17 protein-coding genes are annotated in these 15336 nt (G+C 65.1%); 10 read left to right on the top strand and 7 right to left on the bottom strand.

From position 1 onward, the window contains the following. Positions 1-68: 68 nt before the first annotated feature. Positions 69-494, bottom strand: coding sequence for a VOC family protein (locus ACFO0J_RS04110; protein ID WP_376811779.1), 426 nt, complete (start codon positions 492-494; stop codon positions 69-71). Positions 495-724: 230 nt separating this feature from the next. Between ACFO0J_RS04110 and ACFO0J_RS04115 the strand changes: the two genes are divergently transcribed. After that, entirely contained in the window at positions 725-1801 is a 1077-nt protein-coding gene (locus ACFO0J_RS04115) for a permease (protein WP_376811780.1), read from the top strand. Positions 1802-1835: 34 nt separating this feature from the next. Here ACFO0J_RS04115 and ACFO0J_RS04120 read toward each other — a convergent pair whose 3' ends face one another. Next, a complete protein-coding gene (locus tag ACFO0J_RS04120) occupies positions 1836-2747 on the bottom strand; it encodes a LysR family transcriptional regulator (protein WP_376811781.1) in 912 nt (303 codons plus the stop codon). A gap of 133 nt (positions 2748-2880) precedes the next feature. Here ACFO0J_RS04120 and ACFO0J_RS04125 point away from each other — a divergent pair, with 133 nt between their 5' ends. The 4 genes from ACFO0J_RS04125 (at position 2881) to ACFO0J_RS04140 (ending at position 6227) form a co-directional block, all read left to right on the top strand. Beyond that, positions 2881-3768 carry a pirin family protein gene (locus ACFO0J_RS04125; protein ID WP_376811997.1) on the top strand — a complete coding sequence of 296 codons (888 nt, stop codon included), beginning with the start codon at positions 2881-2883 and terminating at the stop codon, positions 3766-3768. 109 nt (positions 3769-3877) lie between these two features. After that, positions 3878-4507 carry an isochorismate family cysteine hydrolase YcaC gene (ycaC, locus tag ACFO0J_RS04130; RefSeq protein ID WP_376811782.1) on the top strand — a complete coding sequence of 210 codons (630 nt, stop codon included), beginning with the start codon at positions 3878-3880 and terminating at the stop codon, positions 4505-4507. 137 nt (positions 4508-4644) lie between these two features. Then, positions 4645-5178: a DUF2165 family protein gene (locus ACFO0J_RS04135; RefSeq protein ID WP_376811783.1), complete on the top strand. Its 534-nt coding sequence runs from the start codon at positions 4645-4647 to the stop codon at positions 5176-5178. After that, the gene (locus ACFO0J_RS04140; RefSeq protein ID WP_376811784.1) at positions 5175-6227 is read left to right on the top strand and encodes a CobW family GTP-binding protein; all 1053 of its coding nucleotides are present in this window, start codon (positions 5175-5177) and stop codon (positions 6225-6227) included. Before ACFO0J_RS04135 ends, ACFO0J_RS04140 begins: the two co-directional genes overlap by 4 nt. On the opposite strand, the gene ACFO0J_RS04145 is transcribed toward ACFO0J_RS04140, so the two are convergent. From ACFO0J_RS04145 to ACFO0J_RS04155, 3 genes are all read right to left on the bottom strand, one after another. After that, entirely contained in the window at positions 6224-7267 is a 1044-nt protein-coding gene (locus tag ACFO0J_RS04145) for a DUF72 domain-containing protein (RefSeq protein ID WP_376811785.1), read from the bottom strand. The two genes, ACFO0J_RS04140 and ACFO0J_RS04145, sit on opposite strands and share 4 nt — an antisense overlap. Before the next feature lie 75 nt (positions 7268-7342). Further along, positions 7343-8554, bottom strand: a complete 1212-nt coding sequence (locus ACFO0J_RS04150; RefSeq protein ID WP_376811786.1) for an MFS transporter — start codon at positions 8552-8554, stop codon at positions 7343-7345. A gap of 37 nt (positions 8555-8591) precedes the next feature. Next, entirely contained in the window at positions 8592-9044 is a 453-nt protein-coding gene (locus tag ACFO0J_RS04155) for a VOC family protein (RefSeq protein WP_376811787.1), read from the bottom strand. Positions 9045-9185: 141 nt separating this feature from the next. Between ACFO0J_RS04155 and ACFO0J_RS04160 the strand changes: the two genes are divergently transcribed. Then, the gene (locus ACFO0J_RS04160; RefSeq protein ID WP_376811788.1) at positions 9186-9851 is read left to right on the top strand and encodes a TetR/AcrR family transcriptional regulator; all 666 of its coding nucleotides are present in this window, start codon (positions 9186-9188) and stop codon (positions 9849-9851) included. 73 nt (positions 9852-9924) lie between these two features. Further along, entirely contained in the window at positions 9925-10452 is a 528-nt protein-coding gene (locus tag ACFO0J_RS04165) for a GNAT family N-acetyltransferase (protein ID WP_376811789.1), read from the top strand. Between the two features lie 29 nt (positions 10453-10481). Here the strand turns inward: ACFO0J_RS04165 and ACFO0J_RS04170 are convergent, their stop codons facing one another. Then, on the bottom strand, positions 10482-11522 hold the full coding sequence (locus ACFO0J_RS04170) for a zinc-dependent alcohol dehydrogenase family protein (protein WP_376811790.1): 1041 nt from the start codon (positions 11520-11522) through the stop codon (positions 10482-10484). 106 nt (positions 11523-11628) lie between these two features. Next, the gene (locus ACFO0J_RS04175; RefSeq protein WP_376811791.1) at positions 11629-12048 is read right to left on the bottom strand and encodes a helix-turn-helix domain-containing protein; all 420 of its coding nucleotides are present in this window, start codon (positions 12046-12048) and stop codon (positions 11629-11631) included. Positions 12049-12587: 539 nt separating this feature from the next. Between ACFO0J_RS04175 and ACFO0J_RS04180 the strand changes: the two genes are divergently transcribed. The 3 genes from ACFO0J_RS04180 (at position 12588) to ACFO0J_RS04190 (ending at position 15330) form a co-directional block, all read left to right on the top strand. Continuing rightward, on the top strand, positions 12588-13016 hold the full coding sequence (locus ACFO0J_RS04180) for a DUF2946 family protein (RefSeq protein ID WP_376811998.1): 429 nt from the start codon (positions 12588-12590) through the stop codon (positions 13014-13016). Positions 13017-13080: 64 nt separating this feature from the next. Then, entirely contained in the window at positions 13081-13617 is a 537-nt protein-coding gene (locus ACFO0J_RS04185) for a YcnI family copper-binding membrane protein (protein WP_376811792.1), read from the top strand. Positions 13618-13671: 54 nt separating this feature from the next. Beyond that, the gene (locus ACFO0J_RS04190; RefSeq protein ID WP_376811793.1) at positions 13672-15330 is read left to right on the top strand and encodes a copper resistance CopC/CopD family protein; all 1659 of its coding nucleotides are present in this window, start codon (positions 13672-13674) and stop codon (positions 15328-15330) included. Positions 15331-15336: the final 6 nt, after the last annotated feature.

The following is a 15336-nucleotide window of genomic DNA, read 5'->3' on the forward strand; positions in this document are numbered from 1 at the left end:
TATTGACACCGACCCCGGCCCCGCGTCAAAGCCGGGCGTGACGATCCGAGTCACGCAGGGCAGGACGTTTATTTGGCGAACAACTGGCCCAGGTCCTTGAACGCCTTGAATTCCAGCGCGTTGCCACAGGGGTCCAGCAGGAACATGGTGGCCTGCTCGCCCACCTGGCCCTTGAAGCGGACGTAGGGTTCGATGACGAACTTCGTGCCGAAGGACTTCAGGCGTTCCGCCAGGGCTTCCCACTGCGCCCACTCCAGGACGATGCCGAAGTGCGGCACCGGCACCTCGTGCCCGTCCACCGGATTGGTATGGGCGCTTTCCTGGGACGCCGTCCGGGGATGCTCGTGGATCACCAGTTGATGACCGTAAAAGTTGAAGTCCACCCACTGCGCGCTGGAACGGCCTTCTTCCAGGCCGAAGACCTCGCCATAGAAGCGGCGGGCGGCGGGCAGGTCGTACACGGGAATGGCCAGGTGGAAGGGGGACAGGCTCATGGAGGGCTCCAGGAAACAAAAGTGGATGTTTGAAGATTGTAGAAGCGGACGCGGAAACGCACCATCCCGCAGGCATACCATGGCGTGGACCGTCGGCGGCCATGTGCCTGTCGTCATTGCGCTTTGACGCGAAACGGTAGTTTATGATTCCAGCTTCGCACCCTCCCATTCATCTCCATGATCCGCCTTTCCCCTTCGTCCATCCGCCGTCATGCCTTGCGGAGGCTGCGTTGAGCCCGTCCGCCCCCGCCCGCCATCCCGCCTGGGGCATCGCCCTGGTGGTGCTGATCGCCTTGATCGGCCTGTTCTACGTCAAATGGTCGCCGTACTACGACCGCGCTTTCACGGCCGCCGAGACGCACTCCATCGGCGCCTCCATCCTGACGGGAGGCCAGGACGCCCCGCCCGCGCCTTCTCTGAACGCCGCGCTCGGCTACGCCAAGGCCTACGGCCTGGCCATCTGGAAAGCCATGCTGCTGGGCCTGCTGCTGGGTTCCGCCCTGCAGACGCTGTTGCCGCCGCGCTGGATCGAGCGCTGGCTGGGCCGGCCGGACGCCGGCGGCGTCGTCACGGGCGGCCTGCTGTCCATCCCCAGCATGATGTGCACCTGCTGCGCCACGCCGGTCATCAATGGCCTGCGCCATTGCCGCGCCGCCCCGGGCAACGCGGCCGCCTACTGGCTGGGCAATACCATGCTCAACCCCGCCACCCTGATTTTCATGGGCTTCGTCCTGGGCTGGCACTGGGTGGGCCTGCGCCTGGCGCTGGGCCTGGTCATGGTGCTGGGCCTGGGTTGGGCGCTGAACCGCATGAGCCGGGCGGGCGGCCCTTCCAACGCATCGGCCGACTCCACGGCGACCGCCGTTGAAACCGACCCGGCCTATTTCCAGCCCGGCCGGATTCTACGGCGCTGGGCCCGGGCCTTCACCGGCATGGCGCTGCGGCTGCTGCCCGAATACCTGGTCCTGGTGCTGCTGCTGGGCGCCGCCCGCGCCTGGCTGTTTCCCGTGCTGGACTTCAGCATCGACAACGGCCTGCTGTGGATTCTGGGCGCCGCGCTGGTCGGCACCCTGTTCGTCATCCCCACCGCAGGCGAAGTGCCCATCGTCCAGGCCCTGCTGGCGCTGGGCGTGGGCGTCGGGCCGGCCGCCGCGCTGCTCGTCACCCTGCCGCCCGTCAGCCTGCCGTCCCTGGTCATGGTCAGCCGCTCGTTCAGCCGGTCCGAACGGGTCGTCCTGGCGCTGGGCGTCGCGGGGTTGGGGGTGATGGGCGGCGGACTGGCGATCGGGTTGGGGTTTGGGGCCTAGGGCCGGCGCGCGGGCGGAAAGGCCGGCGCCAGCGCTACTCCTCCTGCAACGCCCCAAACCGCTCAGCCAAGTGATCCAGCAAGGCGCGCACGGCGGGCAACTGTCCGCGCCGAGAGGCATAGACGGCGTGGATGATCTCGGGCCGAGGCTCCCAGCCCGGTAGCACCCGCACCAGCGCACCGCTGCGGATATCCTCCTGGATGAACATATTCGGCAGTTGCACCACCCCGGCGCCCAACAGAGCGGCGTCGCGCAGCGCCGGCATGGATTGCGTCACCAGCTTCGGTTGATGGCGCACCTCGGTGCGCACCGCATCGGGTCCGTACAACACCCAGCGGTGGGTTTCCTGCGGCCGGCCCATGTCCAGGCTGGGCCACTCGGACAAATCCATCGGCCCGGTGGGCGTGCCCATGCGCCGCAGCAGCGCGGGACCGGCCACCAGGCACTGACGGCGCTCGGCCAGGGTGCGCAGCACCAGTTCGCTGTCCTGCAGCGGCGGCGGGCGCACGCGGATCGCCAGGTCCAGTCCCTCGCCCACCACATCCACGCGCCGATTGGTTTCATCCACCCGCAGCTCCACGCGCGGATAGCGCTGCATGAACTCGCCCAGCATGCCGCCCACCCGCGCCGCCAGCAGCGCCACGGGGCAGCTCATGCGCACCACGCCGCAAGGTTCGGCGTGCGCCAGCGCGGCGGATTCCTCGGCCGCTTCGGCCTCGATCAGCATGGCGCGGCAATGCTGGTAATAACGCTGTCCCACCTCGGTCACGGCGAAACTGCGCGTGGAGCGCAGCAAGAGCTGCGTCCCCAGGCGTTCTTCCAGCAGCGCCACGCGGCGGCTGAGTTTGGACTTTGGAATACCGAGGGCCCGGCCCGCAGGTGCAAAGCCGCCGTGTTCCACCACCTGGGCAAAGTAGTACAGCTCGTTCAGATCCGGCAGTTTCATCGTTTTATAAATAGAACGCTGAGACTGAATATTATGGACTACTCAGCTCATCGTTCCAAATCCATAATCTCCCTATGTTCAACGCCTGCCTCGTCCGCCCGGACCGCAGGCCTGTCTCAGGAGAAACACCATGCTGAAGAAAATCCTCGGTGTCTACGAAGCCCCGCGTCCCCACTGGGTGGGCAATGGCTTTCCCGTGCGCTCGCTGTTCAGCTATGACAACCACGGCAAAGCCCTGAGCCCCTTCCTGCTGCTGGATCACGCAGGTCCCCAGACCTTCGCGCCCACCACGACGCGACGCGGCGTGGGCGAACACCCGCATCGCGGCTTCGAGACCGTGACCATCGTCTACGAGGGCGAAGTGGCTCACCGCGACTCCACCGGCGCGGGCGGCACCATCGGCCCCGGCGACGTGCAGTGGATGACGGCGGCCTCGGGCATCCTGCACGAGGAATACCATTCCGAAGCCTTCGCCCAAAGCGGCGGCCCGCTGGAAATGGTGCAGCTCTGGGTCAATCTGCCGGCCCGGGACAAGATGTCCGCGCCCGGCTACCAGACCCTGCTGAACGCCGACATCCCGCAGGTCACGCTGCCTGACGACGCCGGCCGCCTGCGCGTCATCGCCGGCGACTACGCGGGCAGCCGCGGCCCGGCGCGGACCTTCACGCCCATCGACGTCTGGGACGTGCGGCTGCGGGCCGGCGCCACGGCGGAACTCCAGTCCCCGCCGGGCCGCACGCTGGCGCTGGTGGTGCTGCACGGCACGCTGCAGGTCAACGGACAGGAGATCGTCCGCGCCGGCCAACTGGTGCACATGGACCGTGCGGCCGACACGGTGCACCTGGAGGCCAACAACGAGGTCACGCTGCTGTGGCTGTCGGGCGAACCGATCGACGAAGCCGTCGTCGGCTACGGCCCGTTCGTCATGAACAGCGAGGCAGAAATCCGGCAGGCGCTGGAAGACTTCCGCAGCGGCCGCTTCGGCGGCATCCCGGCAACTGAAGCGGTGCCGGTTCACTGAGCGACCAGCCTGCCGCCCCGCGTTGTGTTGCGGGCCGGCAGGCCCGCCGCCTCGCGCCGCCCCGGCCTGCGCAAATTCCCCTTTCCCCCACGCTCCCAAGGAGATCATCATGAGCAAGAAGCCTTACATCCGTCTCGACAAGGACAACGCCGCCGTGCTGCTGGTGGACCACCAGACCGGCCTGCTGTCCCTGGTGCGCGACATCGACCCGGACAAGTTCAAGAACAACGTACTGGCCCTGGCCGACATGGCCGAATACTTCAAGCTGCCCACCATCCTGACCACCAGCTTCGAAAACGGCCCCAACGGTCCGCTGGTGCCTGAGCTGAAGGAAAAATTCCCCGACGCCCCCTACATCGCCCGCCCCGGCCAGATCAACGCCTGGGACAACGAGGACTTCGTCAAGGCGGTCAAGGCCACCGGCAAGAAGCAGCTCATCGTCGCCGGCGTCGTGACCGAGGTCTGCGTGGCCTTCCCGGTGCTGGCGGCCCTGGAGGAAGGCTTCGAAGTCTTCGTCATCGCCGACGCCTCGGGCACCTTCAACGCCATGACGCAGCAGGCGGCCTGGAGCCGCATGGAACAGGCCGGCGCCCAGCTCATGACCTGGTTCGGCGCCGCATGCGAACTGCACCGCGACTGGCGCAACGACATCGAAGGCCTGGGCACGCTGTTCTCCAACCACATCCCGGACTACCGGAACCTGATCAACAGCTTCAATACGCTGACGGCCGGGAAATAAATCCGGCGTGTCATGTGTGCAAGCCTGCGGGGCCCGTACCCGCAGGCACGGCGGGTCCTACCCTGCGCCGCTCTCGTCTTGCCAGCGCCTCGACCCGGTCGGTATAGTGCTTGCGGTTCACTTCATGACCACACGATATGCCCAGCCCCAACCGCGAGCCCTGGAACGAACAGACGACGATCCGCCTGCTCAAGGCCGGGATGGTGCTCGCCGTCGGCCTGTGGGCGCTGCTCATCGCCTTCAACAACATCGTCGACTACGACGCCAACTGGCAGTTCGTGCAGCACGTGCTGGCCATGGACACGGTGTTTCCGGACAATGCGCTGAAGCACCGCGCCATCACCGATCCCAGGCTGCAGGCCCTCGCCTACTGGCTGATCATCGCCGCAGAATGGACGATGGGCGCGCTCTGCACGTTCGGCGCGCTCCGGCTGTTCCGTGCCTGGCGTTCACGCGCCCGGTTCATCCGCGCCAAGGCCGCCGCGGCCTGCGGACTGACCTTGATCTTCCTGACCTACTTCGTCGGCTTCGTGATCATCGGCGGCGAATGGTTCTGCATGTGGCAGTCCCCCATCTGGGACGGACAGGCCAAGGCGGTGATGTTCCTGAGCTGCGCCATGCTGGTGCTGATCGTGCTGTTGATGGATGAGCAGCGGGTGCTGCCCTCATGAGCCCTGCGTCCTCCTCTCCCATCCCCGTCACGCTCCTGACGGGCTTTCTGGGCAGCGGCAAGACCACAGTCCTGAATCACCTGGTGCGCCAGCCCGAACTGGCCGATGCCCTGGTCATCATCAACGAATTCGGGGACATGCCGCTGGACCACATGCTGGTGGCGCACAGCACCGAAAACGCCGTCACGGAGATGAGCAGCGGCTGCCTGTGCTGCACCATCCGCACCGATCTGGTCCGGACGCTGCGCGACATCACGTGGCGCTTCTCGCGCAACGGCCGGCGGCAGTTCCGCCGCGTGCTGATCGAAACCACCGGTCTGGCCGATCCGGCGCCGATCATGCATACGTTGATGACCCATCCGCAACTTGCCCAGCAGTATCGCCTGGACGGCATCGTCGTCGCCCTGGACCTGGCCGCCGGCAACGCCACGCTGGACCGCCACCCCGAGGCCGTGCGCCAGGCCGCGATCGCCGATTGCCTGCTGCTCACCAAAGGCGACCTGGCCGATGCCGAGGCACGCCGGATGCTGCTGCAGCGGCTCGCCGCGATCAACCCGGCCGCGCCGCGTCACGAGGTCCGGCACGGCGCCCTTGCCGCCGACGCGGTGCTGCACCTGGGCCTGTTCTCGGCCGAGGGCAAGGCCCCGGACGTCGCGCGCTGGCTGCACGAGGCAGCCTATGCGGACGACGCGCAGCACCAAGCGCATGGCCACACGCACGATCACCACCACGACGTCAATCGACATGACGACCACATCCGGGCGTTCTGCTTTGCCGTCGATGATCCGATCCCTGCCGACAGATTGACCGCCTGGCTGGACGTGCTGCGGGGCCTCGCCGGACCGGACATCCTGCGCGTCAAGGGCATCCTGAACATCGCGGGCCAGGACCAGCCGCTGGTGATCCACAGCGTGCAGCACATCATCCACCCGCCCATCACCCTGCCCGCCTGGCCGAGCGCAGACCGTCGATCGCGCCTGGTCTTCATCACGCGCGACATCGGCCGCGAGACGATCGAGGCGGCGTTCCAGGGTTTTTTGCGGGACTAGCCTGGCACCGCCTGCGCCAGCCTCTGAATGGACAACGGCGCGCAGCCCTCGGCATCGTTGCTGACGATCACGTAGGCCGGCTGCCCCGCACCCGTGATCCCCTGGATCGTGCGCGCCAGCGCGGCGCGCGTATGCAGGTCTTCGCTGACGATGGCATCAAAGGGCGCGTGCTTTTTCTGCGCATCGGCATAGCCATAGGCGCCAAAGACACGATTCAAGGTCCAGCGGCAGACCAGCGGGCCCGGCCACAAGGCCCGCAGCATGGGCAATTGATCCTGGATCGGCGGCATCTTGCCATGCAGGCCCAGGCAGAACGTGGCGCCCTGCGCCTGCAGCGTGTCGACCAAGGCCTGACTCAATAATTCAGGATCCCGGACTTCCACGGCAACGATCACGGCCGGGGACTCGGCCAGGGCCTGCCGGACCGCCGCCAGCATGCGCTCCAAACCCTCCAGCAGGGCGGCGGGACGGCCGAGCCAATGCAGGGACAGCGGACTCAATTGAAAGACCAGCACGCCCAGTTTGGCGCCCAGCCCCGCGAGCGTCGGCTGCACGAAGTGCTCGACGGCCAGGCGTGGATCGAGAAAGTCCGGATTGGCCTTGAGCGCCTTGCCCTCGTCGCCGCGCACCTGGGCGTCCGTGACCAAGGCCGGACATTTGACGACGAAGCGGAAATCATCGTCGACCTGGCCCGCATACGCGGCATACTGAGCCACCGTCAAAGGACGCCAGAAGGTACGGTCCACGCACACCGTGCGCAGCAGCGGATGCCGATGATAGGCTCCCAGGCCATGCTTCGACAACGTGCCCGGATCGTACTCACCGTCCCAGATCAGGCCGTCCCAACCCGGATAGGACCAGGTCGAAACCCCGAACCGCAACGATGCCGGCAGCCGCTGCGCCGGTCCGAGCCAATCCTCCATGGAGGACGCGGGCCGGACTTTGGGCGCATTCCGGCGGGCGGCGGGCGTCGGCTTCGCAGCAGAGGCCGCTTTGGCCGGCGGCGGGGCAACGGCTTCTCCGAAAAGATCGCTTTGCATGCGGTCGTACAGGCATTGGGACAATGCTCAAGGGTACTGCATTCAATGTCGCACGAACCGGGAAACAGCGGACGCTCAACCGGCACGCGCCACGAGAGCGCCTTTATCGGGAAACGGCCGGAACGCCATCAGGATCAGCATCGCCACCAGCCCCAGGCCGGCCGAACCCACGTACATCAGCGCGTAACTGCCCATGTGATCGTAGATCCAGCCGCCCAGCAAAGGCCCCGAAGACATGCCGAGACTGCCTGCCATGGCCGACGCGCCGATCAAGGTCCCCATCATGCCCAAGGGAAAATTCTCGCGGATGAGCACGGCATACAGCGGCATCGTCCCGGCGTAGATAAAGCCGGTCATGGTAGCCACGGCATAAAAGCCTCCCAGGCTGCTGACGGACACATAGGCCAACACGGCAAACGCCTGCGCCAGCAGCCCCAGGACCAGCACGCGATGGGCGCCGAACCGGTCGCCCGCGAGGCCGAAGCCCAGGCGGCCGAACATCCCGGCCAGCCCCTCGACGCCGTAGATCGACACCGCCGCGATCGTCGAGATACCGCAGGTCATGGCATAGCTGACCGTATGGAAGATCGGCCCCGAGTGCGTCGCGCAGCAGAAGACATTCGCCGCCATCAGCAGGATGAACGGCCGCGAACGCACGGCCTGATCGACCGTCATGTCCACCGGAGCGGCCCCTGCGGCCTCGCCGACAGGTCCGGCCTCCAGCGCCGGCGGCCGGCGCACCAGCAGCGCGGCCGGGATCATCAGCACGGCTACGATGCACGCAATCACCAGCATGGCGGTCCGCCAGCCGTGATGCTCGACCAGCCAGCCCGCAAGCGGGGCCATGGTCATGGGGGCGATGCCCATGCCGGCAGAGACCAGCGAGACGGCCAGGCTGCGCTGCGTGTCGAACCAGCCGGTCACGCACGCCATCATCGGCGCAAAGATCGCCGCCGTCGCGCCCCCGACCAGCAGGCCGTACACCCATTGGAATTCACCCAGCGACGAGGCCCCGCTGGCCAGCGCCAGACTGGCCGCCAGCACCACCGATCCCCCAAACACGACGGGACGCGCGCCATAGCGGTCGGACAGGCCGCCCCACCCCAGGCTTGCCACGCCCATGGCAAGAAACGCGATGGTCATCGCGGCGGAAATGCCCGTCACCGACCAGCCCGTATCCTGCGCCATCGGCCGCAGGAAAACCGGCAGGGAGAACATCGCGCCGAAAGCGACGCAACCCAGCAAGCCGCCGACGGCGACGATGACCCAGCGATAGGAGTGACTCATGCAGGTTCTCCAAGCGTGGAAGCAGACGCCTGCGCCTTCAGGCTGCGCTGGGGATGTTGACCATCCAGGGCGTGCCGAAACGGTCGGTCACCATCCCGAAACCCGCCGACCAGAACGTGGCCTGAAACGGCATGGTCACCTGACCGCCCCGGGCCAGGCCGTCGAACACGCGCTGTCCCTCGGCTGTATTCTCCACCTGGATGGCGACCCACAGGCCTTGCGGTTTCCGGTAGCCGCCCCCGCAGGCTTCATCCGCCTGTCCCGGCATCTCCGGCATCGCGTCCGAGGCCATGATGGACTGCGCCCCCACCTGCAGGTGGACGTGCATGAGCCGGCTCTTGGCGGCCTCCGGCAGCGGCGGCATGCCTGCGTCAGGCGGCATCTCGCCGAAGGTGGACTGGTACAGGATGCGGCCGCCGAACAGTTCCGCATAGAACGCCATGGCTTCGGCAGCGTTGCCATCGAAGTTCAGATAAGGCACGAATTGCATGGATGTCTCCTGGTGTGGATGAATGCGTAGGGGAGTCGATGCTCCGATGTCACGCCGATGTCACGTTTGTGAACACCGTCCACATATATTGAAGGCTAAAATGAACAGCGTCCACATTCAAAATGTACGTTTTTGTAAACAATGCCCTCGAACACAGATCGCCCGTCCTCGTCCGCCGCGCCCAAGCCGCGCAAGACCTATCGCCACGGCGACCTGCGCGCCGCCTTGATCGAAGCAGGCCTGGCGCTGGCGCGCGAAGGCGGTCCGCAGGCGGTGGTGCTGCGCGAAGCCACGCGCCGCGCCGGCGTCGCGCCGAATGCGGCCTACCGCCATTTCGCCAACCATCAGGCCTTGTTCGAAGCCGTGCGCGCCGCAACCCTGGGCGCGCTGGCGCGCGCGATGGAGATCGAACTGCACACCGCCGAGGCCCTGCCCGATCCGACCGAACGCGCCCGCGCCATGCTGGCGGCCATCGGGCGCGGCTATCTGGGTTTCGCGCAGGCGGAAACCGGCTGGTTCCGCACCGCTTTCGCGTTCGGCGCCTTCGATGTCGAAGTCCCGCCGGACCCTGCGCGTGCCGCCGACAAAGGCCTGAATCCGTTCGAACTCTTGAGTTACGCCCTCGACACCCTGGTGCAGTCAGGCGTCTTGCCCGCCGAGCGGCGGCCCGGCGCCGAATTCCTGGCCTGGTCCTCGGTCCACGGCCTGGCCCTGCTCATCATTGACGGCCCCTTGCGTCATGCGCCCCAAGACATGCGGATGGCGCTCAGCCTGCGGCTGCTGCGGATGGTGGAGAATGGCTTGTGAGGCCCGGGGATTTCGGCCATGATGGCCGGAATCGCAGTGATCGCCCCCTCAAGACCCCTCACAGGAGCCTGCCATGGCGGCACGCTATCAAATCCGCACGATGCGGCGGGACGAACTGAATTTCGCCATGGATCTCGCCGCCCGAGAAGGCTGGAATCCAGGCCTGCATGATGCGGCCAGCTTTTATGCGGCGGACCCGGGCGGTTTTCTGATCAGCCTGCTGGATGACGTGCCCATCGGCTGCATCTCGGCCGTGCGCTACGGGGACGGCTTCGGTTTCCTGGGCTTTTACATCGTCGTCCCGGAACATCGCGGACGCGGCTACGGCGCCATTCGCCGCTGCCGCGAAGGCTGGAAGATCGGCCCCCTGTTTGCCGATCACCGCGGCATTGCAGAGCCCCTGCTGCTGGCCTTATGCCACGGCATCGCGGACGACGAACCCGTTTACCTGGACGTCCCCGAAGTGAACACCGAAGCCGTCCGCCTGGCCGCCGATCTGGGGATGCACGAAGTGTTCGGCACCGCGCGCATGTATCGCCGCGATCCGCCAGAAATCGCCACGGACCGCATCTTTGGCGTGACGAGTTTCGAGTTGGGCTAGCAGGGGCCAAGGCCGGGCTGGGGAACCCCTTAGAACCGGGTCACGACGGTGGTTCCGGTTCCCGGGAACCGGTCCATGGTCATCAGCGCATCGATCGACTCTTCCAGGCTGATCTCCTGGCCGACCAGCAGCTCAGGCTTCAGTTTGCCGGACAGAATCATGGACATCATCACATCATAGCGATGCGCCTGCATGCCATGGCTGCCCAGGATTTCCAGCTCATGCGCAATGATCCGGCTCATCGGCACGGCGGGCGTGCTGTGATCGCCCAGCATCAGGCCGACCTGCACGTGCTTGCCGCGCCGCCGCAAACTCAGGATGGAATTGCAGCAGGTCTCGGGGTGGCCCAGCGCATCCAGCGAGACATGCGCCCCGCCGCCCGTCACCTCCATCACGGCTTCGGGCACACTGGCGACCGAACGGGCATTGAGCGTGACGGCCGCACCCAGGCTTTTGGCCAGCGCCAGCTTGTCTTCCGCGATATCGATCGCCACGACATTGGCGCCCAGTGCGTTGGCGATCATGATCGCGGACAGGCCCACGCCGCCGCAGCCATGCACCGCCACCCACTGCCCCGCCACGACCTTGCCCTGATCCACGACAGCGCGAAACGAAGTCACGAAACGGCAGCCCAGGCTGGCCGCCGTGGCGAATCCGACGCTTTCCGGCAAGGCCACCAGATTGAGGTCCGCCTGATGCAGCGAGACGTACTCGGCAAACGATCCCCAGTGGGTGAAGCCGGGCTGGAATTGGTGATGACAGACCTGCTGGTGTCCCGCATGGCATTCGGGACAGGCGCCGCATCCGCCGACGAAGGGTACGGTGACGCGGTCGCCGGTCTTCCAGCGGGTCACATCCTTGCCCACGGCCTTGACCACCCCCGCCAGCTCATGCCCCGGCACGTGCGGCAAGGTGATATCCGTGTCGTGCCCCACCCATCCATGCCAGTCGCTGCGGCACACGCCGGTAGCCTCCACCTTGAGCACGACCCCATGCGGTTCGGGGGCAGGGTCCGGCAGATTGACCAGCTTCGGGCGTTGATTGAAGGCTTCGAACAGCACGGCTTTCATGGTGGGTTCCTTGTGAGGCGGACGGCTTGTAGAGGGACGAGGGCTGATCAGCGTCCAGTGCTGATTGACTGCTTGGTTCAGGGTTTTGGGGATGACCGGCTCACCATCAGAAACCCTCGAGCTCGTCTGTATACGAGCCGGCGCTGCTGTCATCTTTGGCCACGGCGCCGCGCCGCGACCGTGGGGTGTTGCCACGGGCCATCCGTATCCGCTGAGGCAACTGCTCGCGCACCAATTCCATGCCCAACGCGTCATTTTCCATGGCCATCACCTTGACCATGTCCTCGAGACGGCCCAGCACGTGCAACGCGCGCAGAAAGGTATGCAGCGCCGTACCGGGATAGCCGTCTTCCATGCGCCGCACGGTGCTGAGCGACGTGCCGATACGCTGCGCCAAGTCTTCCTGGCTCAGACGGCGCAGGCGGCGCGCCGCCGAGATGTCCTGCCCCAGACCACGCAAAGCCCGGCCCACGGGCATGGGGAGGGCCACCTGTGTGCCGGAACGTTTCTGCGGAGAAGTACCCATCTGCTCACCTGTTCAGATATGAATTGATTCCTGCTTCAGGCATTCATATTTGAATATATGCGCAAATAAACCCTGATTCAATATCCAAAGTATTAAAAGCTCAAATATGATTTATTAATAATAATTTTCGTTCAAATTTGAATGCATCGGCAGCAACCTTCCCGAGAAAGGATCATGCGAGAGGTCGCATGGCTCACAGACACAAAAATGAGGGGATTCCGGAGCGGGTGATGGGTATCACAAGACCCATACATCTCCTTGATTAACAAGGAATAATTCCAGTTCGAGAAACGGGAATGGACACCATTATTTACACATTCCCCCGGGCTTTGCAAGACTGATCGGCCAATAGTCGTCAGCCATCGAAGAGTCCAACGTGCATGTGCATGCGTAAGGCGTGCGCCCCATCCTGATTGATAGGCCTCAATCCGGGGGATGCCATTTAACATCCCGGGAGTCTCGGCTTCCAATTTCGTACACGAACCATCATGGCAGCCAGATCGGGTAGAAAAGACTTCATTTGTAATATACTTCGAAACATGTCCGCCCATAGGCAACCACTTCGGCATAGGAGTACGAGAATCTGGCAAGTTTTATTTTGCCTGACGGTTCTGTCGTTCCTGTGTCGGGCGGTGATCCCCATGGGCTATATGCCCGACCTGTCTGGTGGGCGCGACGGCAAGTTTTCAATTACCTTCTGCACGATGGGCGGCGGCATCAGCACCCTGCTGGTGGATCTGGACGGACAACCAAACCAGCCTTCTCCCGCCGACCACTTCGATAAGCAGGACTGCCCTTTCGGCATGGTCGCGTCGCAGGCGCTGATACCCGGCCAGGACGCCCCCGCGCTAGTAGGCGTCATCACGCATCATCCTGTATCGCTGTCGCACCGCAACCAAGCCCAGCCGCCACTGCCCGCGCTGGGCCCGCCGCTAGGTTCGCGCGCCCCTCCTTCAAACCTCGGTTAATACCTCTTCGGCGATCCTGCTTGGCTCGGTCGCTTCCCGGTAATCTGCATTCCGAGGTTTTTTCATGTCTGTTCTTCGTGCTCACGCACGCGCCGCCGCTCTGTTGGCCGCGTTCGTTTTTATTCCATCCGCCCACGCGCACGTCACGCTTCAAGTCAAAGAAGCCCCCATCGACAGCGGCTACAAAGCCATTTTCAGCGTCCCGCACGGCTGCAAAGGCTCCGCCACCACAAAAATCCGCATCCGCATTCCGGAAGGTGTCGTGGGCGTCAAGCCCCAGCCCAAAGCTGGGTGGTCGCTCGAAACCATCAAGGGCGACTATGCCCAGCCGCACATGCGATACGGCACCAAGGTCCGCTCAGGCGTCAAGGAAGTAATCTGGACCGGCGGCCCGCTGCCAGACGATTACTACGATGAGTTTGTTTTCGTCGGGTACCTGAGCGGCGAGTTGACGCCCAACAGCACGCTCTACTTTCCTGTCGTCCAGGAATGCGAGCAAGGCGTGGCGCGCTGGATAGATTTGCCTTCCGCGGATAAAAAGGCGCCCGACGATCATTCCGACTCTCCCGCACCGGGACTCAAGCTGCTGCCCAAACGGTAAACGCTACCGGAGACCGGCGCCTCATAGCGCGCGCCGCCCGCAAGGAGAGAGAGAATGTCTACGCACCGTGTGCGCCGCATCGGCGCGCCCGCGTCCTTGGCCGGCCTGTCGTTGGCGCTGCTCAGGTGGCTTTGCGCCTTGGCGATGCTCGCCTGGGCGCCGGGCGCATTGGCCCATGCTTCGCTGATCGCCAGCCTGCCTGCGACAGGCACGGTCTTGCCGCAGGCGCCAGCGGCCATGCGCTTGACCTTCAATGAGCCTGTCTCGCCGCTGCTGATCAGGTTCATCCAACCGGATGGCTCGACCAAGGACATAACACAAACCGAGGTGCTGCCCACCGGGCTGGAGATGGCCCTGCCGACCTTGGATCAGCAAGGCACGTATGCCTTGAGTTGGCACGTTGTCTCGGCGGACGGCCATCCTGTGGGCGGCACGGTGACGTTTTCGATCGGTGTCGAGGGAACGCGCCGCGTACAGGAGTCGTCTCGCCACCCGGCCAGAGTCTTTCTGATCTGGCTGTCCCGTTTGGGCGGATACATCGGCCTGTTTGCCGGCATTGGCATGGCGCTGTGCCATGCCTTCTGCGCAGCGCGCACCGACAAGCGCCGCTTGGCGTTCGGGTTTTTGGCATTGGGGGCGGTTGCCACGCTGCTCAATGTGGGTCTGCTGGGCCTGGATGCGCTGGATGAGCCAGCCTCGGCCCTATTCAGCCCCGGCCCCTGGCGCACGGCATTTTCCACCTCATTCGGCCTGGCCGCCACGCTCGCGCTGGCTGCGCTTGGAGCCGCCGCCCTAGCCTGGCTGCAAGCCGCCCCGATTCCCCGCAGGCTGGTGGTGGCCGCCGCGTTGCTGTTGCTGGGCACATCTCTGGCGGCCAGCGGCCACGCCAGCAGCGCGCCACCCGCCTGGCTGGCCCGGCCCGCCGTCTGGCTGCATGTACTGGCTATCACATTGTGGATCGGCTCGCTGCTGCCGCTGGCGCACTCCTTGCAAGACATGTGGCAAACGAATCTATTGAAGCGTTTTTCCAAGCTGATTCCTGCCGTTCTGCTCATCCTGTTTGCCAGCGGGGGAGCCCTTGTCTACCTGCAGTTCGACAAACCGTCATCGCTATGGCAAACCGGGTACGGGCAGATTCTGGCGCTCAAGCTCGCCTTATTGATCGTGCTTTTGGTCCTTGGGACCTATAACCGCCTTCGCCTGACGGATGCCGTCCTGGGCGGGCAGTTGCCCGCCCGCCGCGTCATGCGGCGCGTCATCTACGCGGAATGCGCCGTCGCCCTGTTGATCCTGGCCACCGTGGCGCTCTGGCGTTTTACGCCGCCGCCGCGTGCGCTGCACAGCCTGCCGCCCGCCCCGGCCGAACTCACCGCCCATATCCACGACACTGCGGCCATGGCGGATCTGGCGCTGACGCTGCCGGCTCCTGACCAGTCAGGGCACTTAACACTGTATTTATCCAACGCCGACTTGACTCCTCTGGCCGCGCAAGAGGTGGATGTCGCGTTCTCCAACCCGCAAGCGGGCATCGAACCCATCGTTCTTCCAGCCAGCAGGGCGAATGACGGCACTTGGCAGGTAGGCGACCTCGAACTGCCCGGCGTGCCGGCCTGGCATATCCGCATCGATGCGCTGATCTCGGATTTCGACAGCATCCGCCTGGAGACGACGTTGGAGACCGGACAGTCATGGCGCACCAATGATCCGAATTAAGAATCT

Source organism: Castellaniella hirudinis (assembly GCF_042651965.1).
GTDB lineage: Bacteria > Pseudomonadota > Gammaproteobacteria > Burkholderiales > Burkholderiaceae_B > Castellaniella > Castellaniella hirudinis.